Genomic DNA, 25038 nt, shown 5'->3' on the forward strand with positions numbered 1-25038 from the left:
GTTGCAGGAAGGCGACAAGTGAGTGAATCCCCAGGAGCTTACAGAAGTAAGTGACTGGGGTGAACGACAAATCCGCATGGAGCGGATTTGAACGCTACTTGCAGCGGCCCCGTAAGGGGGAGGCCCATGGATGAGCCGAATAACCCGCAGACGCAGCACATGCAACTTGAAGAATGACGAGTAAATTTAATCTTTATAAATACCAAAATGTTCTCGTGCCGCAATAAGCTGCGCTTTGGTGAGCATAAACACACCATCGCCACCGTTATCAAACTCCAGCCAGGTGAACGGAACATCCGGATATTGTTCCATCAGATGTACCATGCTGTTGCCGACTTCACAAATCAGTACACCATCATCAGCAAGATAATCCGCCGCGTTGCCGAGAATGCGACGTGTCAGTTTCAGGCCATCAGTGCCAGACGCCAGCCCCAGCTCCGGCTCGTGACGGTATTCGTTTGGCAGGTCGGACATATCTTCCGCATCGACATACGGCGGGTTGGTGACGATCAGGTCGTACTGCACTTTCGGCAAATCACGGAACAGATCGGAACGAATCGGTATGACGTTGTGGATCAGACCATGTTCTTCAATGTTCTGTTCGGCTACCGCCAGCGCGTCGGGAGAGATGTCCACCGCGTCGACTTCCGCTTCCGGGAAGGCATAAGCGCAGGCAATAGCAATGCAGCCACTACCGGTACACATATCCAGAATATGTTGCGGTTGCTTGCTGATAAGTCCGGCAAATTTATTGTTGATCAGTTCACCAATCGGTGAACGCGGCACCAGCACGCGTTCATCGACGTAAAATTCATGGCCGCAGAACCAGGCTTTGTTGGTCAGATAGGCAACCGGAACGCGCTCGTTGACGCGGCGGATCACGCGCTCAACAATACGGTGTTTTTCGCTGGAGGTCAGGCGGGCGTTGCGCATATCTTCCGGAATATCCAGCGGCAGGTAGAGCGACGGCAATACCAGTTGCACCGCTTCGTCCCACGGGTTGTCGGTGCCATGACCGTACCAGATATTTGCCGCGCTGAAGCGGCTAACCGACCAGCGCAACATGTCCTGAATGGTTTGCAGTTCATTTACTGCTTCATCAACGAAAATTTTATCCACGTATTCCTCCAGGGCATGGTCGCATTAATTTCGGCGGCTAGTTTGCCATGAAGATGACGATAAATCAGCATTCACGCGGCAATGACGCAGGAAAATTATGTTTTGGCCGATCGATTGCGCTACGAGTCGGGTAAACTGTAGGAAAAATAAAATAGAGATGCATAGATGAAAAAGAAAACAACTCTCAGCGAGGAGGATCAGGCCCTGTTTCGCCAGTTGATGGCGGGTACTCGCAAGATTAAGCAGGACACGATTGTCCATCGACCACAACGAAAAAAAGTCAGCGAAGTGCCGGTCAAGCGGTTGATTCAGGAGCAGGCTGATGCCAGCCATTATTTCTCTGATGAATTTCAGCCGTTATTAAATACCGAAGGCCCGGTTAAATATGTCCGCCCGGATGTCAGTCATTTTGAGGCGAAGAAACTGCGACGCGGTGATTATTCGCCGGAGTTGTTTCTTGATTTGCACGGCCTGACGCAGCTACAAGCCAAACAGGAACTGGGCGCATTAATTGCCGCCTGTCGCCGTGAACATGTGTTTTGCGCCTGTGTGATGCATGGGCACGGTAAGCATATTTTGAAGCAACAAACACCGCTGTGGCTGGCACAGCATCCGCATGTGATGGCATTTCACCAGGCACCAAAAGAGTACGGCGGCGACGCGGCGTTATTGGTATTGATTGAAGTGGAAGAGTGGCTGCCGCCAGAACTTCCCTGACATTCAATACAACAAGAGCCACTTAAGTGGCTCTCTGAAAGTTGATATGCGATATAAACGTTGCGTAATTATATCGCTTTTGCCATTTTCAAATTACACGGGCTCATCTGCCAGTTAAATTCGCCTTTTCCGCTTTCATCAAGCGTTACGCTGGCAATAGCTGAAGTGGTAAACATAGGCGGCGTTTCGCCCGGACATAACTCGGCTACCAGATAACCGACTAAGGGTAAGTGAGAGATAACCAGTACCGACCCGACTCCCTCGTTGGTCAATGCCTGAAGATAAGCACTAACCAGACCGACATCGCCGCAGGGCGTCAATTCTGGCAGAACTTCGACACTGGATGGCAGTTCCATACAATCACCTACGACATCCAGAGTTTGCTCGGCTCGCAGGAACGGGCTCACCAGAACACGTTCGACTTCCACTTTTTGACCTTTCAGCCAGTTCGCCATCAGGCGAGATTCGTCACAACCGTTAGTGGTCAGAGGACGAACCGAATCACTGGCGGCATCGAGGGCTGCATCGCCATGACGCATGATAAAAACTTGCATATTGCACCGCTTTTGTTAACCAGATTCACCCGTCTTCTTTCATCTGAAACCAGAGAAAGAAGACGGTGGCCGGCATTGTGCCTTATCCATTCACCGAATGAAACGCTGTTTTTTACCTCAATGGCGTAAGTATAGTCAATATGCGTTTACATTTTAACCAAAGCTCCACCATTCAGCGCGGATTCATATAGCTTTGACCTTCTTATTGCAGGTCAGTTGCAGTTGTTTTCCAAAAACTTTCCCCATGCTCACTCATCTCAAGTAAACGCTCGCAAGGGGTAAAACGGGAACCATATTGCGCGGCCAGTCGTTGCATTATTGCAACCACTTCGCCCGCGCCGAGAGAATCGATATAGCGGAACGGACCACCGAGAAATGGCGGAAAACCAATTCCAAATACTGCGCCAATATCCCCGTCTCGCACGCTACGGATAACCTGCTCGTCCAGACAACGTACTGCTTCATTCAGCATCAACATCACACACCGTTCAGCAACCTGCGGTGCGGACAGTCGCCCCTGCCCTTGCGCGCCAATCAACGGGTAAATGGCGGGATCAACCTGTTTTTTGCTTTTACGCCCTTTTTGGCGGTAAAGATAGAAACCCCGGCCATTTTTTCTACCTTTGCGATCGTCGTTCAAAATTGAAGAAACAACATTTGCAGGCGCACTAAAACGTTCTCCATAAGTTGCTTCCAGTACAGGAATAATTTTAGTCCCTGTGTCGATTCCTACCTCATCCAAAAGTTGGATTGGTCCCACCGGAAAACCAAATTTAACCAGTGCGGCATCAATGTGCTCAACACGCTCACCTTCGGTCAACATGCGGATAGCTTCATTAATGTAAGGAGCCAGAATGCGATTAACGTAAAATCCGGCTTTATCCTGCACCACGATTGGCGTTTTGCCCTGTTTTTTCGCCAGTTTTACCGTGGTGGCGAGGGTTTGCGCCGATGTCCCGGCGTGAGGAATGATTTCTACCAGCGGCATTTTTTCCACCGGGCTGAAGAAATGCAGGCCGATAACCTGCCCTGGTCGTGAGGCGTGAGCGGCAATATCGCTAATCGGTAAAGATGAGGTATTGGAGGCAAAAATTGTATGAGGGGCGCAGTTTTGCTCCACTTCCGCCACCATCTGTTGTTTTAATTCGAGATTTTCAAACACTGCTTCAATAATCAGATCGCGATGGGAAAAACCGTGATAATCCATAGAACCTGAAATCAGCGCCAATTGTTTGTCGCGTTCACTGGCTTTGATATGCCGGCGGCGCACTTTCCCCTCCAACTGATCCCAACTGTATTTCAAAGCATGATTTATGCCCTGGGCGTTGATATCTTTAATTCTTACAGGTAGCCCCGCTTTACCGGCTGTAACGTAAGCAATACCACCGCCCATCAAGCCACCACCTAATATCCCCACGCTATTTAATGGGGCGGGGGCAACATCGCTGCCAGGATCTTTCTTCACGTCGGTACTGGCAAAAAAGATATTACGCAGAGCCTGTGATTGCGATGTCATTGCCAGTTCGCCAAAGGCTCGTGCTTCAGCGTCATAACCGCTACTGGAGCCCTGCGCTAATCCTGTTTCGATAACCTCAAGAATGCGTTCTGTCGCCGGGTAGTTGCCCTGGGTTTTCTGTTCTGTTTTCTTGCCTGCCATTTTGAATAACAGCGCACGACCTAATGGCCCGGCCATCACTCGTTCACGAATCGGGAGAGTCCGAGAAACTGTACGCTCCTGCTTCGCCAGCTCTACAGCGGCTTCCAGTAAAATAGAATGCGGAACGACGTCATCCACCAGCCCCAGCTTTAACGCCTGCTTTGCCCGTAGTTGCTTGCCAGTGAGGATCATCTCTAGTGCTGTGCTGACGCCGATCAGGCGCGGTAAACGCTGGGTGCCGCCTGAACCAGGTAACAACCCAAGTTGTACTTCCGGCAAGCCGAGCACGGTTTTAGGGTCGTCTGTACAGATACGACCGTGGCACGCCAGTGCCAGCTCCAGACCACCGCCCAGGCAAGCGCCGTGAATGGCGGCAATAACAGGAACTGGCAAAGCATGAATTTCCGCCATCAACTGTTGGCCCTGCCGCGCCAGTGCTTCCGCTTCTTGCGCGGTTTTGCAGTTGCCAATCATGTTGATGTCTGCACCGGCAATAAAGTTGTCCGGTTTAGCGGAGATAAACACTACGCCTCGAAGTTCTTTATTTTCGCGGAGTTGTTTAATAATGGCGCGCACCTGCGAGGCAAACTCTGCCTTCAGGGTATTCATTCTTTCGCCGGGAACGTCAATGGTGATGACGGCAATATTGTCCAGACGTACATTGAGGGTAAAAGCCGATACCATTTCCATTATTCCGCCTCCAGAACCATTGCCGCACCAAGTCCACCTGCGGCACAGGCGGTCACTAAACCAAATCCACCGCCGCGACGGCGAAGTTCGTGTAATGTCTGGGTAATCATCCGCGCGCCTGTTGCCGCGAAGGGATGACCATAAGCAATGGAACCGCCAAGCACGTTAAATTTGCTATCGTCCACTTCGCCAGTGGCATGTGCACGCCCCAGCACATCGCGGGCAAAACGTTCGCTACCCAGCAACTGAATATTTGCCAGCGTCTGGGCGGCAAATGCTTCATGCATATCAATCAATGTCAGATCGGCCATCGTCAGGCCTGCTCTCTCCAGCGCCAGCGGCGTTGACCAGGCCGGACCAAGCAACATATCCTGCCAGACATCAATAGCGGTAAACGCGTAACTGCGCAGATATCCCAGCGGCACCAGTCCTAATTCTTTCGCTCGCGATTCGGTCATCAGGATCACTGCCGCCGCGCCATCGGTCAGAGGCGTACTGTTCGCCGCAGTTACCGTTCCGTGTTTACGGTCAAATGCCGGACGCAGTTTTGCGTAATCAGCAAGCGTGGAATTACCGCGAATATTGTTGTCTTCCGCGAGGGGTTGTTTATAAGGAGGGATAAAGGCGGTCATCACCTCTTCTTTGAGTTTGCCTTCTGACCATGCCTGGGCAGCACGCTGGTGCGAACGGTGCGCCAGTGCATCTTGCTGTTCGCGGGTGATACCGTAGGTTTTCGCCATTTGTTCGGCGGTATCGCCCATTCGCAAACCTGTGGAATATTCCGCTACCGCAGGCGGAACAGGCATTAAGTCACGCAAACGCAAGCTGGAGAAAAGTTTAAGACGCTGGCTCAGCGTGCGGGCTTTGTTGACATCAACCAACACGCGCGCCAGTTTTTTACTGACGCCAATTGGCAATACCGAAGAGGAATCGGCCCCGCCAGCAATACCGGCGCGGATGGTTCCCGCCATCAGGCTTTCGGCCACGTTCGCAACCGCCTGGAAACTGGTAGCGCAAGCTCGGCTGACGCTGTATGCGTCGGTATGGACGTTCATTCCAGTGCCAAGAACAATTTCACGCGCAATATTGGGAGCCTCTGGCATTTGCACAACCTGACCAAAGACCAGTTGTTCAATCACTTCGGCGGGGATCTCACTACGTGCCAGCAGCTCACCGACGACCATCTTCCCCAAATCAACAGCGGGAATGCCATGAAAAGCCGTTGCCTGGCGAGCAAAAGGCGTACGTAACCCGCTAACGATGGCGATGCGATCGCCCTGGCGGGTAACCAGCGGTAAAACCTGACCCATAACACTCCCCTGTAAAAAAAGACATAAAGTGGTCTGACCTGATCATAGTCTTAACTATTTTTTTACATTTAGCCAAGTGGAGAAAAGGGAAAGTGGGAGCTATGACACAGAGAGAAAAGAAGAAGAGAAAATAAAACGCCCCTGCCAACAACCTGGCAGGGGCGTATGTACCCGAGAGGAATTAACGCAGACCCAACTGGAAAATCAGCATTTCAGCTTCGCAGGCAAAAGTGAAATCAATATCCAGGCGAACACCGTCAGACTCTTCAGTGAAAGTCGGGGTGATTTTGCATGGTTCGGATTCTACGCTACGGGCTTTTTCAGTCAGCGCCGCCAGCGTTTGTTCTGCTTCTGCGCGGTTTGCAAACACGCGGCTGTAAGACGCGGTGCAATCGGAGTTGTCCATAATGGTGCCAACATCCATACAGCAGCAAACCGGGGTTTCATCAGCACTACATTTACTCATCGTTGATTTCCTCTGTATGTGCACCCAAGGTGCCAGATAAACGTTACGGATATTTTACGCTTCTGAAAAGTGCTGCTCCAGTTGTTAATTCTGCAAAATCAGATAAGTGACCGAAATCACACTTAAAAATGATCTAAAACAAAATTCACCTGGATGAATGAGTGCGCCACCTCCAAATTTTGCCAACTGGATCGCGTTTCTTAGATCATATTTGAAAAAATATAGAAACATAGTTGCAACATTCCATCTGGTCAGACCTATACTCTCGCCACTGGTCTGATTTCTAAGATGTACATCAGCCCCTACACTTCGCGCTCCTGTTACAGCACGTAACATAGTTTGTATAAAAATAAATTATTGAGGTTATGGTCATGAGCCAGAAAACCCTGTTTACAAAGTCTGCTCTCGCAGTCGCAGTGGCACTTATCTCCACCCAGGCCTGGTCGGCAGGCTTTCAGTTAAACGAATTTTCTTCCTCTGGCCTGGGTCGGGCTTATTCAGGGGAAGGCGCTATTGCCGATGATGCTGGTAATGTCAGCCGTAACCCCGCGTTGATTACCATGTTTGACCGCCCGACTTTTTCTGCGGGTGCGGTTTATATTGATCCGGATGTGAATATCAGCGGAACTTCTCCGTCTGGTCGTAGCCTCGACGCGGATAACATCGCACCTACAGCATGGGTTCCGAACGCACACTTTGTTGCGCCGATTAACGACCAATTTGGTTGGGGGGCTTCCATTACCTCTAACTATGGTCTGGCGACAGAGTTTAATGACACTTATGCAGGCGGTTCTGTCGGTGGTACAACCGACCTTGAAACCGTGAATATGAATTTAAGCGGTGCCTACCGCTTAAACAACGCCTGGAGTTTCGGTCTTGGTCTTAACGCCGTCTATGCTCGTGCAAAAATTGAACGTTTTGCAGGTGATCTGGGGCAACTGGTTGCTGGTCAGATTATGCAATCTCCCGCCGGACGGACACCACAGGGACAAGCGCTGGCTGCAGCCGCTAATGATATTGAAAGTAACACCAAAATTGCTCATCTGAACGGCAACCAGTGGGGCTTTGGCTGGAACGCCGGGATCCTGTATGAACTGGATAAAAACAACCGCTACGCGTTGACCTACCGTTCTGAGGTAAAAATTGACTTCAAAGGTAACTACAGCAGCGACTTGCCAATTGGCCTGAATAACTACAATCTCGGTTTGCCTGGTGCTACAGGTGGCGCAACGCAGTCGGGTTATCTGACGCTGAACCTGCCTGAAATGTGGGAAGTGTCTGGTTATAACCGTGTTGATCCGCAGTGGGCGATTCACTATAGCCTGGCTTACACCAGTTGGAGTCAGTTCCAACAACTGAAAGCAACCTCAACCGGTGGCGATACGCTGTTCCAGAAACATGAAGGCTTTAAAGATGCTTACCGCATCGCGTTGGGTACAACTTATTACTACGATGATAACTGGACCTTCCGTACCGGCATTGCCTTCGATGACAGCCCAGTTCCGGCACAGAACCGTTCTATCTCCATTCCGGATCAGGACCGTTTCTGGCTGAGCGCAGGTACTACTTATGCATTTAATAAAGATGCTTCTGTAGATGTCGGCGTCTCTTATATGCACGGTCAGAGCGTGAAGATCAACGAAGGTCCATATCAATTCGAGTCTGAAGGTAAAGCCTGGCTGTTCGGGACTAACTTTAACTACGCGTTCTAATAACACGTTAGCTTAATAAGAAAAAAGGTGAGTTTTACGACTCACCTTTTTTATTTGCATCTTATTCAGAATCGATATCTTTTAAATCATCCTGAATCGCTTGCGCGTTCGGGTTTTCCTGCGGTTTGAGTTCGCCGCCATTGGCGATGAAATCATGACGCTGGAAGTAAGCCTCGCGAACCATAATATAAGGATCGGACGACTGACGAAGCAGACCGTCGGAATCCAGCAACTGCGCACGGGTTTCGATCCCTTCAAGCGTCCATTTACCCACAGACATCGGCCAGGTCAACCAGGAAAGTACCGGGTAAAGAGCATCTGCCATATCACCGCCGTCATCACGCAGCGTGAAACTACCGTAGAACGGTAACTGAACATACGGCCCATAGCCCACGCCATAGTGACCGAGCGTACTACCAAAACGGTGAGGTTCAGTACGTTGCAGTTTCGGATTCGCCATCCCCGCAACATCAATAAAGCCACCCATCCCCAAAATGGTGTTCAGGAAAAAGCGGGTAAAGTGAACCATCCCCTGATAAGGGTCGCCCTGCAGGAAATAGTTAACCATCACCGCAGGTTCTTCAAGGTTGCCGGTAAAATTGCTCAAACCGTTACGCGCCGGTTGCGGAACATAATCACGCCAGGCGACAGCTACCGGTCGAACCACATACGGGTCTAACACATTGAAGTTAAAATTGTACATGGTGCGGTTGAACCCTTCTAACGGGTCTGAACGCCCTTGCTGATCTGTACCGGAACTCGCACACCCCACCAGAAGCGTAGTTCCCAGAGCAAGCGCCGACAGGCGAAGCTTCATAAATGTCTCCCTGTTTTTTATGGCTTTTTATGGCTTATGCAGTTTGCCATCCATGACGGAACGATACCGTATCCGCCTGTTTAGGTGTGGGCGATTGTAGCAGCACGTCAACTGATGTCCAGACGCCCTGAAATGCTGATTTGATCATAGCCTGGTAATCGCCGCCCTGTAGGCTACTTGATTCCGTAGAAACAGAAAAAGGCAAACGCGGCCTTTTATACATTTTCAGAGTAACTCCCGCCAGTTGCGAGCAAAAAAGCCGCTACGCTTTAGCTATGCGTGCTAATTCAAGAGACGACACCATGGATAACGACAAAATAGATAAACACAGCGACGAACTTGAAGTAGAGAGTGAAGAAAAAGAACGCGGGAAAAAAATAGAAATAGATGAAGACCGACTCCCCTCCAGAGCGATGGCTATTCACGAGCATATCCGCCAGGACGGCGAAAAAGAGCTGGAACGCGACGCAATGGCGCTACTGTGGTCAGCTATTGCTGCGGGCCTGTCGATGGGCGCTTCGCTACTGGCAAAAGGTATATTTCATGTCGAACTGGAAGGTGTACCGGGGAGTTTTTTGCTGGAGAATCTGGGTTATACCTTTGGTTTTATTATCGTCATTATGGCACGCCAGCAATTATTTACTGAGAATACCGTAACTGCGGTACTGCCGGTAATGCAAAAACCGACTATCGGCAACATCGGCTTACTGATGCGGTTATGGGGCGTCGTGTTGCTGGGTAATATTCTTGGAACAGGTATTGCGGCGTGGGCGTTTGAGTATATGCCTATCTTTAATGAAGAAACCCGCGATGCGTTTGTCAAAATCGGCATGGATGTAATGAAAAACACCCCCAGCGAGATGTTTGCCAACGCGATTATCTCCGGCTGGCTGATAGCCACAATGGTATGGATGTTCCCTGCGGCAGGAGCGGCAAAGATTGTGGTAATTATATTAATGACGTGGCTTATCGCCCTGGGTGACACCACCCACATCGTCGTGGGCTCTGTAGAGATCCTCTATCTGGTATTTAACGGCACGCTGCACTGGAGCGATTTCATCTGGCCATTTGCGCTACCTACTCTGGCGGGGAATATTTGCGGCGGCACTTTCATCTTCGCGTTAATGAGCCATGCACAGATCCGCAACGATATGAGTAACAAGCGTAAAGAAGAGGCCCGCCAGAAAGCAGAATGTGCGGAAACCATTAAGAAAAATGATAAAAACCCGGTGTAAGTGGCGAGGGTTTAAGCAATCGAGCGGCGGTGTACTTACTCCGCTGTTTAATAGCGGTTATACTCATGCCGCATTGTCCTCTTAGTTAAATGGATATAACGAGCCCCTCCTAAGGGCTAATTGCAGGTTCGATTCCTGCAGGGGACACCATATCTCCCCCTCATTACCGCCTTCCATACCCCACCATAAAGCGGATCATCAAGCCACAAGCCGGGGCAAGAAACATAAATATCCCCGTTGCCAGCTCATTACCGCCAGTTAACCACATAGTGAAGTAATAAATGAGTGCGGCAAGGATCACCATGCCAAAAAAAGAAGAAACGGCAGATGCTATATTCAGTACCTGACCGATATACCCACTAACACAGACAATGCAAAGCGCGAGAAACATCCATAAATAAATCATAGCTCAACCTCCTGCCGTGCTAAAAAACCTGTAACTTCAGTTACTTTTATAGTAAGACAATCCTTATATACTTGCAATTTATGCAACAATTTATCAACATTCTTCTCTTACCCGACCAGCAGTGGAGTTAAAACAAGGTGTTACAAACGGTTCTTTGTCAGGTGGAAAAATATTTATTCAGCATGATTAATAAAAAGTGGCTGAAAACGATCTGCCAGTGTTACAGTAGAAGTACCGCATTCATGCTCCTCGTGGTTTTGTCCTGGCTAGTCTTTACACTCTTTACAGGAACCATTGTCGTACATGATGGCCTAATATATTGAGTGTACCGCTGTCGACATGGAATCTTCTGCGATACAACAATTAGTATCTACAGAAGGTAACTATGTTTCCACAACGCAAATTTTCCCGCGAGTTTCTCCATCTTCGCTACTGGCTCACGTGGTTTGGTCTTGGCGTACTCTGGCTTTGGGTACAACTTCCTTATCCTGTTCTGTGCTTTCTTGGCACACGTATCGGCACGATGGCCAGACCATTTCTGAAACGTCGCGAATCCATCGCGCGTAAAAACCTTGAACTTTGTTTCCCGCAGCATTCTTCTGAAGAACGCGAGAAGATCATTGCCGAAAACTTTCGCTCGCTTGGTATGGCGCTGGTTGAAACCGGAATGGCGTGGTTCTGGCCCGATCGTCGCGTGCGTAAGTGGTTTGATGTCGAAGGCCTGGATAACCTGCAACGCGCACAAATGCAAAATCGTGGCGTAATGGTCGTCGGCGTACATTTTATGTCGCTGGAACTGGGTGGCCGCGTAATGGGACTTTGCCAGCCAATGATGGCAACTTATCGTCCGCATAATAACCAGTTGATGGAATGGGTACAGACTCGTGGTCGCATGCGCTCTAACAAAGCGATGATCGGCAGAAATAATCTGCGCGGTATTGTCGGCGCTTTGAAAAAAGGTGAAGCCGTATGGTTTGCCCCCGACCAGGATTATGGTCGTAAGGGTAGCTCCTTCGCCCCGTTCTTTGCGGTAGAAAATGTCGCAACAACCAATGGCACCTACGTATTGTCTCGCCTTTCAGGTTCCGCCATGTTGACTGTGACAATGGTTCGAAAAGCCGATTACAGCGGATACCGTTTGTATATCACCCCAGAAATGGAAGGTTACCCGACTGATGAATGTCAGGCTGCCGCTTATATGAACAAGGTTATTGAGAAAGAGATTATGCGTGCACCGGAGCAATATCTCTGGATCCACCGCCGCTTCAAAACACGTCCGGTGGGTGAAGCGTCGTTATACGTTTAACAAACGACCCGTTCTCTTTCCCTCTTCAAATTAGCCACAATAACTCAATGGTTTTTATGGCTTTTTTCTTAAGGCTTTTCCCTTCGCTAAATCGTGAATTATTACTGGCAGAAATTAAACTGTCGTCGATATGAGACACTCGTAAGTTACTAAAAGTAAATAAGAAAATGCCACTTGTTTCAATTTAGTTTTAGGCGTACATTAGCGCCGTCTCGAGCAAATCAGCTCAGAATTCTGGGATGATGCCCACGGCAAAGCTGAGGACTTTTAAGGTCGTTTTGCCCGGTGTCAACTCACTGTACCAGATGTAGTGAAGTCATTCAGGCGTAACAGTAATTACGCGGAGAGATGTAAAGTGAAATATTTCTTTATGGGCATTTCTTTTATGGTCATCGTTTGGGCCGGTACTTTTGCCCTGATGATCTAAAAGCAAACTGTGCAATGAAAAACAGGAGCCGTCTGGCTCCTGTTTGCTTTTCTGAGAATACATTTATTCGCCGTTTTCGTGAATATGTTTACTGCTGGCTGGCAGTAAGCCATCAGCGCGGAACATTGCTTTGATGCCTCTGACAGCCTGACGAATGCGGTCACGGTTTTCAATTAACGCAAAGCGTACATGGGTGTCACCGTAGTCACCAAAACCGATACCCGGCGAGACGCAAACCTTCGCTTCATTGAGCAGCTTTTTGGCAAATTCCAGAGAGCCCATCGCTGCATATGGTTCCGGGATTTTTGCCCAAACATACATTGAGGCTTTCGGTATTTCGACCATCCAGCCCGCTTCATGCAGCCCTTTTACCAGCACATCGCGACGGCGCTTATACTGTTCGGCAATGTCGCGCACACACTGCTGATCGCCTTCCAGCGCCGCAATAGCCGCCACCTGCAACGGTGTAAAGGTGCCGTAATCGTGATAGCTTTTGATGCGTGCCAACGCGCTGACCAGCGTTTTGTTGCCAACCATAAAGCCGATACGCCAGCCTGCCATGTTGTAACTTTTCGACAGCGTAAAGAACTCGACCGCTACGTCGCGTGCGCCCGGAACCTGCATAATTGACGGCGCTTTCCAGCCATCGTAGACGATATCGGCATAAGCCAGGTCATGAACCACCAGCACATCGTAGCGTTTCGCCAGCGCAACAACCTTTTCGAAGAACTCCAGTTCCACACATTGCGCGGTTGGGTTCGACGGGAAGCCGAGGATCATCATCTTCGGTTTCGGATAACTCTCGCGAATAGCACGTTCCAGTTCATTGAAAAAATCAACACCCTCCACCAGCGGTACTGAACGTACCTGCGCCCCGGCAATCACCGCACCGTAGATATGAATCGGGTAGCTGGGATTAGGCACCAGCACCGTGTCACCGTGATCCAGCGTCGCCAGCATCAGGTGCGCCAGCCCCTCTTTCGAGCCAATGGTGACGATGGCTTCTGATTCCGGGTCGATTTCAACGTCGTAACGATCCTGATACCAGCGAGAAATGGCGCGACGTAACCGTGGAATGCCGCGTGAAGTGGAGTAACCGTGCGTATCCGGGCGCTGTGCTACAGTGCATAACTTTTCAACAATATGCGGCGGAGTTGCGCCGTCAGGGTTACCCATACTGAAATCGATAATATCTTCGCCGCGCCGACGCGCAGCCATTTTCAGTTCAGCGGTAATGTTAAAAACGTAAGGCGGGAGACGATCAATACGCGTAAAGCGACGTTCAGGGCGAGTGTCAGCCATAATTTCCTCAGATTAACGTGAGCGCCCGGACCGTCCGAGCGACGCTACCACGATAGGTGGCTGTTTTGAAAATAGCCTGAATAAAATCTGTCTGTCGAGCGTTTTAGCAAAAAAATTTTTGCTGCCATAAAAGAGGAACATCAGTAATAAAACAGGAAATTCTCACCTTTTCCCAAGAAAATACCACCACATTAATTAACATTATAATTTCAATAAATTTACCAACCTGATGTGCATTATCAAGATATGTATTGCCAATGCACCATTTACCTGACAATCCCCTTTTAAATTTGTGGTTTTTCCTCAAAAATGGTCTGCTGGTCATCAGCCCTCAGGTTACCTATCATAGAGGTTTAATCCTTATCCAGAGTTACCCGTGCACGAAATATTCAACATGCTGCTGGCGGTCTTCGATCGGGCAGCGTTAATGCTTATCTGCCTGTTCTTCCTTATTCGTATCCGCCTGTTTCGCGAGTTGTTACACAAGTCGGCGCACTCACCAAAAGAGTTGCTTGCCGTTACCGCCATTTTCTCGTTGTTCGCCCTGTTCAGCACCTGGTCCGGCGTGCCGGTGGAAGGCTCGCTGGTTAACGTGCGTATTATTGCGGTAATGTCAGGCGGGATTTTATTTGGCCCGTGGGTGGGCATCATTACCGGCGTAATAGCCGGGATTCACCGCTATCTTATTGATATTGGAGGCGTGACGGCGATCCCCTGCTTTATCACCAGTATTCTGGCGGGCTGTATTTCTGGCTGGATTAACCTGAAAATCCCCAAAGCGCAGCGTTGGCGCGTCGGTATTCTGGGCGGTATGCTCTGCGAAACACTAACCATGATTCTGGTGATTGTCTGGGCACCAACCACCGAGCTGGGGCTGGATATCGTCTCCAAAATCGGGATTCCGATGATCCTCGGCAGTGTCTGTATCGGCTTTATTGTACTGCTGGTGCAAAGCGTTGAAGGCGAAAAAGAGGCCAGCGCTGCGCGGCAGGCCAAGCTGGCGCTGGATATTGCCAATAAAACCCTGCCGCTGTTTCGTCACGTGAATAGCGAATCGTTACGTAAAGTCTGTGAAATTATCCGTGACGATATTCACGCCGACGCGGTGGCGATTACCAATACCGAGCATGTACTGGCCTATGTCGGTGTGGGCGAGCATAACTACCAGAATGGCGATGACTTCATTAGCCCAACGACGCGTCAGGCGATGAATTATGGGAAAATCATCATTAAAAACAATGATGAAGCCCACCGCACACCGGAAATCCACTCGATGCTGGTGATCCCATTGTGGGAGAAAGGCGTTGTGACCGGAACGCTGAAAATTTACTACTGCCACGCGCACCAGATTACGTCCTCATTACAGGAGATGGCGGTAGGACTGTCGCAAATTATCTCCACCCAACTGGAGGTTTCCCGTGCCGAGCAGTTACGTGAAATGGCAAATAAGGCAGAGCTTCGCGCCCTGCAAAGTAAAATTAATCCCCATTTCCTGTTTAACGCACTGAACGCAATCTCCTCATCGATTCGTCTGAATCCAGATACCGCTCGCCAGTTGATCTTTAATCTGTCGCGTTATCTGCGCTATAACATTGAATTAAAAGACGATGAGCAAATCGATATTAAAAAAGAGCTATATCAAATCAAAGACTATATCGCCATTGAGCAGGCCCGCTTTGGTGACAAGCTGACGGTTATCTATGATATTGATGAAGAGGTGAATTGCTGTATTCCCAGCCTGCTGATTCAGCCGTTGGTGGAGAACGCCATTGTCCACGGCATTCAACCCTGTAAAGGAAAAGGTGTTGTAACTATTAGCGTCGCAGAGTGCGGTAATCGGGTCCGCATTGCGGTCAGAGATACCGGGCATGGCATCGATCCACAAGTGATTGAACGAGTCGAAGCGAACGAAATGCCAGGTAATAAAATAGGCCTGTTGAATGTGCATCATCGCGTGAAGTTATTGTATGGCGAGGGGTTGCATATCCGCCGTCTGGAACCCGGAACGGAAATTGCGTTTTACATTCCTAACCAACGCACCCCTGTCGCCTCACAGGCTACGTTATTGCTTTGAGCCGGAGTGATATTGTGAAAGTCATCATTGTTGAAGACGAATTCCTGGCGCAACAGGAACTGAGCTGGCTAATTAAAGAGCATAGCCAGATGGAGATTGTCGGCACCTTTGACGACGGTCTGGACGTGTTGAAGTTTTTGCAACATAACCGCGTCGACGCCATTTTTCTGGATATCAATATTCCGTCGCTGGATGGCGTGCTGCTGGCGCAAAACATCAGCCAGTTCGCCCATAAACCGTTTATTGTGTTTATCACCGCGTGGAAAGAACATGCGGTAGAAGCGTTTGAACTGGAGGCGTTTGACTACATTCTCAAACCGTATCAGGAATCACGCATCACCGGGATGCTACAAAAACTGGAAGCGGCCTGGCAGCAACAGCAAACCAGCAGTACGCCTGCGGTAACAGTAACGCGGGAGAATGACACCATTAATCTGGTGAAAGATGAGCGAATTATCGTCACGCCAATTAATGATATTTATTACGCCGAAGCGCACGAAAAAATGACCTTTGTCTATACGCGGCGTGAATCCTACGTGATGCCGATGAACATCACCGAGTTTTGCAGCAAATTGCCGCCGTCGCATTTTTTCCGCTGCCATCGCTCATTTTGTGTCAATCTGAACAAAATCCGCGAAATCGAACCGTGGTTTAATAACACCTACATTCTGCGACTGAAAGATCTGGATTTTGAAGTGCCTGTCAGCCGCAGCAAAGTTAAAGAATTCAGACAATTAATGCATCTATAAATCGGGGATATCCATGAAAGCAACAGGCTTGCCCGCCGATCAACAATTTTTCGCAGATCTGTTCAGCGGCCTGGTGCTTAACCCACAGCGACTGGGGCGCGTCTGGTTTGCCAGCCAGCCCGCCTCGTTGCCGGTAGGCAGTTTATGTATTGATTTCCCCCGGCTGGATATTGTGCTGCGCGGCGAATACGGCAATCAACTGGCAGCAAAACAGCAACGCATGGTGGAAGGGGAAATACTGTTTATTCCGGCGCGCGCGGCTAATTTACCGGTCAACAACAAACCTGTTATGTTGTTAAGCCTGGTGTTTGCACCAACATGGCTGGGGTTGTCGTTTTACGATAGCCGTACCACCACACTGTTACATCCGGTTCGCCAGCTCCAGCTTCCCAGCCTGCAACGCGGTGAAGGTGAAGCAATACTCACCGCCCTCACCCATCTCAGCCGTTCGCCGCTGGAGCAGAATATCATTCAACCGTTGGTACTCAGTTTGCTGCATCTTTGCCGCAACGTGGTAAATATGCCGCCGGGTCATTCGCAGCCGCGCGGCGATTTTCTCTATCACAGCATTTGTAACTGGGTTCAGGATAATTATGCCCAGCCGCTCACCCGCGAGAATGTGGCGCAGTTTTTTAATATCACGCCAAATCACCTGTCAAAACTGTTTGCGCTGCATGGGACGATGCGATTTATCGAGTATGTGCGTTGGGTGCGGATGGCAAAGGCGAGGATGATTTTGCAGAAATACCACCTGTCAATTCATGAAGTAGCACAACGCTGCGGCTTTCCGGATAGCGACTATTTTTGTCGCGTCTTCCGGCGTCAGTTTGGTCTGACGCCAGGAGAGTACAGCGCCCGTTTTCAGGGCTAAATTTAAAAAGTTAGCTCTGTTTCGAGCAGTGTCAGAATACTTTGAGCATCTTTGGCGGCAAACAGCGATTGGCGGAAGTTTTTATTCACCAGTTTGCGCGCCAGTTGCGAAAAGACTTTCACATGGTTCATTCCTTCGCTAGCGCCCAGCGTCAACATGATCACCAGTTCGACATCGCCCATCTCTGACTGCCAGTCGACAGGTTTCACCAGGCGGGCAATACTGATACTGGAATGGCGGATCCACTGAGATTTGGTGTGCGGGATCGCCACGCCAAAACCAACGCCAGTGGTGACAATCTCCTCACGCTGCCAGACATCTTCTTCCAGCTCGAACGGATGCTCAGTACGCCCGTTAACGCCAAGGTTGCCGCACAGGAACTGAATAGCCTGCTCTTTATTGCTAAAAGTCTGATCAACGAAGATATTCTCCAGCGCCAGCAGCGGACGAACGTCTTCTTGCGGTGTAAACGCAGTGAGTAACGCTTCAATTTCCTGCGCGCTGCGGCACTCGCACGCCTGACGCGCCAGTTCCTGACACGCCTCGCTATCCAGTTGCCGAAGCTGGTTTTTCACCGCCGGAATGCGTGGGCTACTCATACTTAACTCATCCAGACCCAGCCCAAGCAGTAGCGGCAGATAGCGGCTTTCGCCACCCAGCTCCCCGCAAATTCCCACCCATTTGCCCCGCTGATGCGCAGTGGTAATGATCTGCCGCAACATGCGCAGGAACGATGGCGTAATCGGGTTATACAGCGGCGATACGCGCGGATTATTACGATCGACCGCATACAAATACTGGGTCATATCGTTGGAGCCGATACTGAAGAAATCGACCTCATCACAGAAGTGGTCGATGATGTAACACACCGACGGCACTTCCACCATGATCCCAAGCGGGAGCGATTCTGCATGGCGCAGGCCATCGCGTTTAAGCTCAACGATTGCCTTCTGGATCTCACTCTTTACCCATAAGATCTGATCGAGGCTGTGCACCATTGGGATCATCAACTGAGCGTTGCCAAAACTGGCAGCACGCAAAATAGCCCGCAGTTGAGTGCGGAACAGACCAGCAAATTCCGGGTAAATACGTACCGCACGATAGCCGAGGAACGGGTTCTCTTCCTGGGGAATGTTGAGGTAAGGAATGCTTTTATCGCCGCCGATGTCCATCGTACGGAAGATAATCGGCTTTTCGCCCGCTGCCAGTAACACCTGCTGGTAGGCTTCAAACTGTTCCTGCTCGTCCGGCGCACTATCGCGATCCATATACAGCATTTCGGTACGGAACAGCCCGACGCCTTCCGCGCCGTTAGCAAACGCGCCTGGTGCTTCCAGAGCAGTGCCAATATTCGCAGCAATATCAATACGCTTGTGATCGCGGGAGTACGCCTGTTGCGCAGCGGCAAGTGCTTGTTGCTGCTGACGTTTATCCGCCAGCGTCTGTGCCACCTGGTAATAACCACTCACCGCGTCATCAGGATTAATCGCCAGCACGCCGCACTGGGCATCAAGCACCGCCGGTTGTCCGGCATAGCGTGCTATCGCATCCAGCGGCAGGCCGCTAAGAACGGGGATCATCGAAGCACGTGCCAGAATCAGGGTATGCGAGGTGCGCCCGGTTTTCTCCAGAATCATGCCCGCGAGATTTTTTAGATCAAGGCTCAAAAACTGGCTTGGCGTTAAATCCTCAGCAACCAGAATGGTCGGTTTTTCAAGCACCAGATTATTGCGTGGCTTCAGCTCCGGCCAGGTGATATGCAACAACTGTTCGCTGATATCGCGGATATCGCTGACCCGCTCACGCAGGTAATCGCTGGCAGAGGCAGAAAGTTTGTCGCAAACCTGTTCCATATTACTGATGATCGCCGCGCCCAGCCCCTGATGCTGTTCAGCCATCAGCCGACGGATATTGCCTGAAAACTCGTCATCCTGAATCAGTGACAAATGGGCGCTGAGAATAGTTTTGCTTTCGCCGTCACGCTCACGCAGTTGCTGGTTCAGTTGCTCGGCAAGCGTTGCCAGGCTGTGTTCCAGTCGGGTGGAATCTTGTGCACAGGCGGGGATCACGCGATAACTGTCGAGATTATCGCTCTGTAATAAGGTCAGTGTACCAACGCCGATACCGCTCGCCAGCACATTTCCATACAACAAATCTGGATTCAGGCGGCTTAATGAACGCGGTAACGGATGTGCCATCAGCTCTGCCTGCGTCGGCTGGACGCTGTCGCTGTCGATAAAGCGCACCTGGATATATTCTTCCAGCACGCGCCGCGCCTGCTCTTCATCGCTGCCGCTAATGTTCAGGCTGCAACTGTCATTAAATAAGGTTCCGGTGCCAATCAGTGCCAGCGAGCTTTTTGCATCGGCCTTCGCATTCTGGCGATGGTTGATGAAGGTCACTGCACTTTGCCACTGGCTGCACTGTTCTTTAAGTTCCCACGCCGGGCGAGCATGAAGACCGTTAGGCAAAGGGCAAAGAAATTGAATCGTTAACATAACCGCTCCGGGTTAATCAGGAGATCATCTGAAATCCGTCAGTTGAACAACGGTCTCACGCGTAATACGTTGAATAAGTGCAGATAAAAGTTGCTGCATCTGCAAAATGTCGCGGCAATCGGCAATCGACGCGGCACAATGGCCGTGGCGGGTGGCAGGGCCCATCACCACTGTGGGTATGCCTGTGCCGGTTAAGTGAATCGCTCCACCGTCCGTGCCGCCGTTGCTGAGCATATCCGCCTGCAACGGCACACCAATTTCTGCCGCCACGCTTTCAATCCACGCGATGAATTTTGGCGGCACAATCAGCGATTTATCACTTAACACCAGCATCGGGCCGTTACCAATCTGGCGATGGTTAGCCGCGCCATAATCAAAGTTTTTCGCCCAGCAGGCGGTATCCAGCACAATGGCGACGTCCGGCGACACTGCGCGGGTGGCGGTTTGCCCGCCGCGTAAGCCAACCTCTTCGCTGGAACTGGCCACCAGCCAGACTTCCACAGGGAGTTCGGCGTCGTGCAGCTCGCGCAGTAAAGTCACCAGCAGGTAGCAACCGAGGCGGTCATCAAAGGCTTTGCCCATTACCCGCTGGTGAGGGAGAACCTGAAAAGTGGTATCGAAGGTGACGCGATCGCCCGGACGAACTCCCGCCTGCATGACTTCGTCATAAGAACGTGCGCCAATGTCCACGCGCATTGCGCTAACGTCATTTCCCTGCCTTTCGCCATCGAGCAGGCCTGGAATTTTGCATTCTTCACGGGTGGTGATCCGCACCGGCTGAAGCTGGCGGGCGGCCATGCGCACATTACCAACCGGCAGCACGTCGATAGCACCCTCACAGGAGATGCTGCGTACCATAAATCCCACTTCGTCCATATGCGCGCAGATCATCACCTTCGGACCTGTCGATTCATTGAGGCGGATCAGCACCGATCCCAGACCATCAAAACGGACCTTTTTTTGCAGGCGATCCGCTTCCTCCAGCAGGATCTGCCGCACTTCCTGTTCCGAGGAGGCGATCGCATCTGCCTCGCTCAACGCTTTTAATAGCGATAAATCCATTATGCCTCTCCCGTGAGCAACACTGTTTTCGGCATGGCGTACAGCACTTCTGCGCCTTGCGGGGTAACCAGCACGACATCTTCGATGCGCACGCCCCCTTGCCCTGGCAAATAAATCCCCGGCTCCACGGTCAGTAACATACCTGGCAGGAGCATCGTGCTGTCCCGCGGTGAAAAGCGCGGATCTTCATGCACTTCAATACCGATGGCGTGACCGGTGTTATGACCGAAATACTCGCCATAACCAGCCTCGGTAATCACCCGACGCGCGGCGTCGTCAACCTGCTGACAACGCACACCGGGGCGAATCGCAGAGATTGCAGCCAGTTGCGCCTGCAGGACAATCTGATACACGTTAAACAGCGGGTGAGATTCGGCGCTCACCCCTTCGCCATTCACCAGAAAGGTGCGCGTCATATCAGAACAGTAGCCCTGATACAGCGCACCGAAATCGAGAGTGACAAACTCGCCCGCGGCAACAATCTTGTCGCTGGCCTTGCCGTGCGGTAGCGCCCCACGCCAGCCACTGGCAACAATGGTGTCAAAAGAGGCTTTTTCCGCGCCCTGCTGGCGCATAAACCACTCCAGTTCAGCGGCTATCTCACGCTCGCTCATCCCCGCCTGTATAAACCGGCGGATATGTTGCGCACCGCGATCGGCAATCCCACAGGCGAGGCGGATTTTCTCTACCTCCTCCGGCATTTTGATTTGCCGCAGTACGTCCGGCGTGGCGCTGACCAACGTTGCATTGAGTTCAGTCTGCCAGCGATGTGCGCTTTCCCAACTCACCTGCTGGCTTTCAAAACCAAGCGTTTGCAGTTGCTCATCGGCAATGAGCTGATTGACGATGGTTGCAAGCGTCTGCGCCGCATCGAGTAAATGTAGCTGGTAGCCTTGCGCACGGGCTTCCACATCCGCGTAATAGCGTGAGTCCACCAGAATGTGCGCGCTCTCACGGCTAATCACCACATAGCCTGATCCGGTGGAGAGTCCCAGATGTGGCTGCTTGTTCTGCCGTGAAGAGAGAAGCACCGCATCAAGCTGTTGTTCCGCAAGCCAGTCGCGCAGCGAAGCGAGTAATGTCATCAGGATTGTCCTTCTTACAGGCTATCGATTAACAATTTGCCTTTGCGGAACATCATCAGACGCAGGAACACCACCATCAGCGCAGTGATGATTGCCCCCAACGCGATCCCCGCCATATAGACGCCGAGGTTAGTAACCAGCGGCCATGCCCAGATAGCAGATTCCGGGAACCACTGCACTGCACCCAGCCAGACAGCGGCGGTGGAACCAACAATCGCACCTACCATATAGGACGGAATGGCGGTGATGGGACTTTCCAGCGCGAACGGAATAGCACCTTCACTGATACCCATAAACGCAAGGAACATGGCGGTTTTGCCCTGTGGATAAAGCTGGGCGTTGAACAGGCGTTTGCCGGTTAAACGACGGTCGATAATGGTCGCCAGGCCCAGACCAATCGGCGGAATAACAATAGCGATAGAACGCGCGGTGACGGGTAGTACGTGGTCTGTCGTAAAGCTGAAGGCAACGAAACCTGCCGCTTTGTTGATTGGCCCCCCCAGGTCAATTGCCGTTGCTGCGGCAATTCCCATTGCGTACATCAGCGCGCCTTTTTCACCTGCTGCCGTCAACATGGCGCGAATGCCACCGTTGATCCAGCCACCAAACGGCGTGATCACGTAATACATCGCCAGCATGACAAAAATGGCGGAAAGAATTGGTAATAAAAAAGTGGTTTTGAACGCTAACAGGAAATCCGGCATCTGGATTTTCTGGTTCATCCATTTCACGAGGTAACCCGCGACAATAGAAATAATCAGCGCGCCAATGAAGGTGGACGGCACGGGCGAAGAGGTCGCCCACTGCATGGTGCTGGGGTCAAAATTCAGCAGTTGCGTGGGCTGGGTAGACATCAACCCGCCGATAAACCCTGCCGGGAACGCCAGTTTGCCACCAATGGAGTTAGCCACAAAGGCGGCGAACATCGGAATGGCAAAGCCAAATAGCACGCCGCCAAACGACTGCGACAGCCAGGCAAATTTCAGTAACGAGAGGTCGAAACCGGTAAATTTCCCACTATTGAGCGCATCCATAATGCCAATGTCAGCGGGAATTTTCAGCCAGCTATAAGCAATCAACTGGCTGAAAGCGAGGATCACACCGCCCATAATTAAGGTCGGCACCATGCGTGAAATCCCTGACATCACGTGCTGCGGGAGTTCACCCCAGAAGCTGCTTTTAGAGGCCTGCGGATTCTTAACTGCCGCTGCCGCACCGGATGCGCCAGGCACAACGGTTGCACTGCGTTTTTTAATGGCCATAACAATATCCCTGTAAAAAATTACGCCTGTTCAGCGGCAATCATCTCTTCGATTTCTTTGATGATGCCCGCAGCGTTTTTAATTGCGTCCTGCAAAGTGATTTCATAAACATCGCGTGACTCAAAACGTTCGTTATCTTCCGGGGTAACCGCCACGGAGTGGATGATGATGGTCGCCTCTGCGATATCTTGCGCCGTAAGACGGTTCTGGATGCCATCTGCGCCCTGGGTTTCAATTTTCACTTCATAGCCTGCTTCTACCGCCGCTTCTTCCAGCGCCTGGGCAGCCATAAAGGTGTGCGCCAGCCCCATCGGGCAAGCACACAGGGCAATCAGTTTCTTACTCATCGTTATTTCCTCGCTTGGTTATAGTTAGCGAGTGAAATTATGAACGTGCAAAATAAATCGCTGTTACCAGACAAATAATGCTTTTACTGGATAATTAATCCCGTTATACGGAAGTGTGACGCAGGTCGGCCTTGTGATGAAACACAAAGAAAAATCTAATTAACTCTATGATTTAAATGACTATCGGGAGAGATTCCTCCCGATATGACAGGAAGGTTTTACAGGATGTGGCCTAAGGTCTGGCGTAGATGTGCGCCCGAACCGAGAAGTCCCGGATTGTCATGGACGATGAGATAAACCGGAATATCATGGACATATTCTTTAAAGCGGCCTTTGTCTTCAAAAGCGGCGCGGAAACCAGAAGCTTTGAAGAACTCGAGGAAACGCGGCACGATACCGCCTGCAATATACACACCGCCAAATGTCCCGAGATTGAGCGCCAGATTGCCGCCAAAACGTCCCATTATGACGCAAAACAGCGACAATGCCCGACGACAATCGGTGCAACTGTCGGCCAGTGCACGTTCGGTAATATCTTTCGGCTTGAGATTTTCCGGCAGGCGGTTATCGGCTTTCACAATCGCACGATACAGATTCACCAGCCCAGGGCCAGAAAGCACGCGCTCCGCCGAGACATGGCCAATTTCCGCACGCAGTATTTCGAGGATAATGGCCTCTTCTTCGCTATTTGGCGCAAAATCAACGTGACCGCCCTCACCCGGCAGGCTGATCCAGCGTTTATCTACATGGACCAGATGCGCAACCCCAAGCCCTGTTCCGGCACCGTACACCGCGATTGGTTTACCTTCTACTGGTTCTGCTCCGCCAAACTGGATCAGGTGCTCTTTTTTCAGCATCGGGATCGCCATCGAAACCGCCGTAAAATCATTGATAATTTCCAGATGGCTAAAACCGAGGCTCTTTTTCATTTCAGCAATCGAAAATGCCCAGGTGTGGTTGGTCATTGCCACCCAGTCACCGGTGATTGGGCAAGCGATGGCAATACAGCCGTCTTTCACCTCAACCTTATGTTCTTCGAGATAAACGCGAATGACCGCTTCCAGGCTGGGATAATCAAGCCCTGAATAGGTTTTAGCCTGCGAGATTTCGCCACTGGCAATATCACACAGGGCAAGACGTGCGTTGGTGCCGCCCACATCACCGACTAATGCATACTTTGTCATTCTTCTACTGCTCCGCTAAAGTCAAAAGAATTCTTTCTCACACTGTAAATACCTGGGGGCATAACAACAACGCCGGAAAGGCTGGCTCCCTGTAAATATCGATCTGGGTCACACAATTACTTTATCGTTTCAGCACCAATTGCAGCGATGCCTTTATGCAAGCTGGGCAAACTAAGTATCTGATCCCG

At 50.9% G+C, this 25038-nt stretch carries 22 protein-coding genes and 1 tRNA gene; 9 read left to right on the forward strand and 14 right to left on the reverse strand.

What is annotated here, in order from left to right:
- Nucleotides 1-186: 186 nt before the first annotated feature.
- Nucleotides 187-1119: a 50S ribosomal protein L3 N(5)-glutamine methyltransferase gene (prmB, locus tag A9587_RS00930; protein WP_001516801.1), complete on the reverse strand. Its 933-nt coding sequence runs from the start codon at nucleotides 1117-1119 to the stop codon at nucleotides 187-189.
- 165 nt (nucleotides 1120-1284) lie between these two features.
- Between prmB and smrB the strand changes: the two genes are divergently transcribed.
- Entirely contained in the window at nucleotides 1285-1836 is a 552-nt protein-coding gene (smrB, locus tag A9587_RS00935) for an endonuclease SmrB (protein WP_000730816.1), read from the forward strand.
- 68 nt (nucleotides 1837-1904) lie between these two features.
- Here smrB and sixA read toward each other — a convergent pair whose 3' ends face one another.
- The 4 genes from sixA to A9587_RS00955 form a co-directional block, all read right to left on the reverse strand.
- On the reverse strand, nucleotides 1905-2390 hold the full coding sequence (sixA, locus tag A9587_RS00940) for a phosphohistidine phosphatase SixA (protein ID WP_001195823.1): 486 nt from the start codon (nucleotides 2388-2390) through the stop codon (nucleotides 1905-1907).
- A gap of 202 nt (nucleotides 2391-2592) precedes the next feature.
- The gene (gene fadJ, locus A9587_RS00945; protein ID WP_001516802.1) at nucleotides 2593-4737 is read right to left on the reverse strand and encodes a fatty acid oxidation complex subunit alpha FadJ; all 2145 of its coding nucleotides are present in this window, start codon (nucleotides 4735-4737) and stop codon (nucleotides 2593-2595) included.
- Nucleotides 4737-6047, reverse strand: a complete 1311-nt coding sequence (fadI, locus tag A9587_RS00950; protein ID WP_001516803.1) for an acetyl-CoA C-acyltransferase FadI — start codon at nucleotides 6045-6047, stop codon at nucleotides 4737-4739. Before fadI ends, fadJ begins: the two co-directional genes overlap by 1 nt.
- A 181-nt stretch (nucleotides 6048-6228) precedes the next feature.
- Entirely contained in the window at nucleotides 6229-6513 is a 285-nt protein-coding gene (locus tag A9587_RS00955; RefSeq protein ID WP_001296261.1) for a YfcZ/YiiS family protein, read from the reverse strand.
- A 371-nt stretch (nucleotides 6514-6884) separates the two neighbouring features.
- On the opposite strand from A9587_RS00955, the gene fadL reads away from it, so the two are divergent.
- Entirely contained in the window at nucleotides 6885-8225 is a 1341-nt protein-coding gene (fadL, locus tag A9587_RS00965) for a long-chain fatty acid transporter FadL (RefSeq protein ID WP_001516804.1), read from the forward strand.
- Between the two features lie 61 nt (nucleotides 8226-8286).
- Here fadL and mlaA read toward each other — a convergent pair whose 3' ends face one another.
- Nucleotides 8287-9042 (reverse strand): phospholipid-binding lipoprotein MlaA, encoded by a 756-nt coding sequence (mlaA, locus tag A9587_RS00970; protein WP_000776778.1) that lies wholly within the window; start codon nucleotides 9040-9042, stop codon nucleotides 8287-8289.
- 302 nt (nucleotides 9043-9344) lie between these two features.
- On the opposite strand from mlaA, the gene A9587_RS00980 reads away from it, so the two are divergent.
- Both A9587_RS00980 and A9587_RS00985 read left to right on the forward strand, forming a co-directional pair.
- Entirely contained in the window at nucleotides 9345-10277 is a 933-nt protein-coding gene (locus tag A9587_RS00980; protein ID WP_000368110.1) for a formate/nitrite transporter family protein, read from the forward strand.
- A 75-nt stretch (nucleotides 10278-10352) separates the two neighbouring features.
- A tRNA-Arg gene (locus A9587_RS00985) sits at nucleotides 10353-10427 on the forward strand.
- 13 nt (nucleotides 10428-10440) lie between these two features.
- On the opposite strand, the gene A9587_RS00990 is transcribed toward A9587_RS00985, so the two are convergent.
- Entirely contained in the window at nucleotides 10441-10683 is a 243-nt protein-coding gene (locus tag A9587_RS00990; RefSeq protein WP_000639873.1) for a YfdY family protein, read from the reverse strand.
- 385 nt (nucleotides 10684-11068) lie between these two features.
- Between A9587_RS00990 and lpxP the strand changes: the two genes are divergently transcribed.
- Together lpxP and ypdK are read left to right on the forward strand one after the other, a co-directional pair.
- Complete coding sequence (lpxP, locus tag A9587_RS01000) at nucleotides 11069-11989, forward strand: kdo(2)-lipid IV(A) palmitoleoyltransferase (RefSeq protein WP_105263452.1); 921 nt, start codon at nucleotides 11069-11071, stop codon at nucleotides 11987-11989.
- Between the two features lie 355 nt (nucleotides 11990-12344).
- Nucleotides 12345-12416 (forward strand): membrane protein YpdK, encoded by a 72-nt coding sequence (gene ypdK, locus A9587_RS01005; protein ID WP_010723117.1) that lies wholly within the window; start codon nucleotides 12345-12347, stop codon nucleotides 12414-12416.
- Nucleotides 12417-12479: 63 nt separating this feature from the next.
- Here ypdK and alaC read toward each other — a convergent pair whose 3' ends face one another.
- A complete protein-coding gene (alaC, locus tag A9587_RS01010; RefSeq protein WP_000785926.1) occupies nucleotides 12480-13718 on the reverse strand; it encodes an alanine transaminase in 1239 nt (412 codons plus the stop codon).
- Nucleotides 13719-14094: 376 nt separating this feature from the next.
- Between alaC and ypdA the strand changes: the two genes are divergently transcribed.
- The 3 genes from ypdA to A9587_RS01030 are packed head-to-tail and all read left to right on the forward strand — an operon-like array spanning nucleotide 14095 to nucleotide 17412.
- The gene (ypdA, locus tag A9587_RS01020) at nucleotides 14095-15792 is read left to right on the forward strand and encodes a two-component system sensor histidine kinase YpdA (RefSeq protein WP_000544386.1); all 1698 of its coding nucleotides are present in this window, start codon (nucleotides 14095-14097) and stop codon (nucleotides 15790-15792) included.
- A 14-nt stretch (nucleotides 15793-15806) separates the two neighbouring features.
- Nucleotides 15807-16541 (forward strand): two-component system response regulator YpdB, encoded by a 735-nt coding sequence (gene ypdB, locus A9587_RS01025; RefSeq protein WP_001516812.1) that lies wholly within the window; start codon nucleotides 15807-15809, stop codon nucleotides 16539-16541.
- A gap of 13 nt (nucleotides 16542-16554) precedes the next feature.
- Nucleotides 16555-17412, forward strand: a complete 858-nt coding sequence (locus tag A9587_RS01030; protein WP_000648321.1) for an AraC family transcriptional regulator — start codon at nucleotides 16555-16557, stop codon at nucleotides 17410-17412.
- A 2-nt stretch (nucleotides 17413-17414) separates the two neighbouring features.
- Here the strand turns inward: A9587_RS01030 and ptsP are convergent, their stop codons facing one another.
- The 6 genes from ptsP to glk all read right to left on the reverse strand — a co-directional run bounded on the left by ptsP (nucleotide 17415) and on the right by glk (nucleotide 24850).
- Nucleotides 17415-19910 (reverse strand): phosphoenolpyruvate--protein phosphotransferase, encoded by a 2496-nt coding sequence (gene ptsP, locus A9587_RS01035; RefSeq protein ID WP_105263453.1) that lies wholly within the window; start codon nucleotides 19908-19910, stop codon nucleotides 17415-17417.
- Between the two features lie 24 nt (nucleotides 19911-19934).
- Nucleotides 19935-20972 carry an aminopeptidase gene (ypdE, locus tag A9587_RS01040; protein WP_000366068.1) on the reverse strand — a complete coding sequence of 346 codons (1038 nt, stop codon included), beginning with the start codon at nucleotides 20970-20972 and terminating at the stop codon, nucleotides 19935-19937.
- A complete protein-coding gene (ypdF, locus tag A9587_RS01045) occupies nucleotides 20972-22057 on the reverse strand; it encodes an aminopeptidase (protein ID WP_016249032.1) in 1086 nt (361 codons plus the stop codon). Before ypdF ends, ypdE begins: the two co-directional genes overlap by 1 nt.
- Before the next feature lie 14 nt (nucleotides 22058-22071).
- Nucleotides 22072-23319 carry a PTS fructose transporter subunit IIC gene (locus A9587_RS01050; RefSeq protein ID WP_001516817.1) on the reverse strand — a complete coding sequence of 416 codons (1248 nt, stop codon included), beginning with the start codon at nucleotides 23317-23319 and terminating at the stop codon, nucleotides 22072-22074.
- Nucleotides 23320-23339: 20 nt separating this feature from the next.
- Complete coding sequence (locus A9587_RS01055) at nucleotides 23340-23666, reverse strand: PTS fructose transporter subunit IIB (RefSeq protein WP_000038452.1); 327 nt, start codon at nucleotides 23664-23666, stop codon at nucleotides 23340-23342.
- Nucleotides 23667-23884: 218 nt separating this feature from the next.
- Nucleotides 23885-24850 (reverse strand): glucokinase, encoded by a 966-nt coding sequence (gene glk, locus A9587_RS01060; RefSeq protein WP_000170363.1) that lies wholly within the window; start codon nucleotides 24848-24850, stop codon nucleotides 23885-23887.
- Between the last annotated feature and the right edge of the window lie 188 nt (nucleotides 24851-25038).

The sequence above is a fragment of the Escherichia sp. MOD1-EC6162 genome (genome assembly GCF_002965125.1).
GTDB lineage: Bacteria > Pseudomonadota > Gammaproteobacteria > Enterobacterales > Enterobacteriaceae > Escherichia > Escherichia marmotae.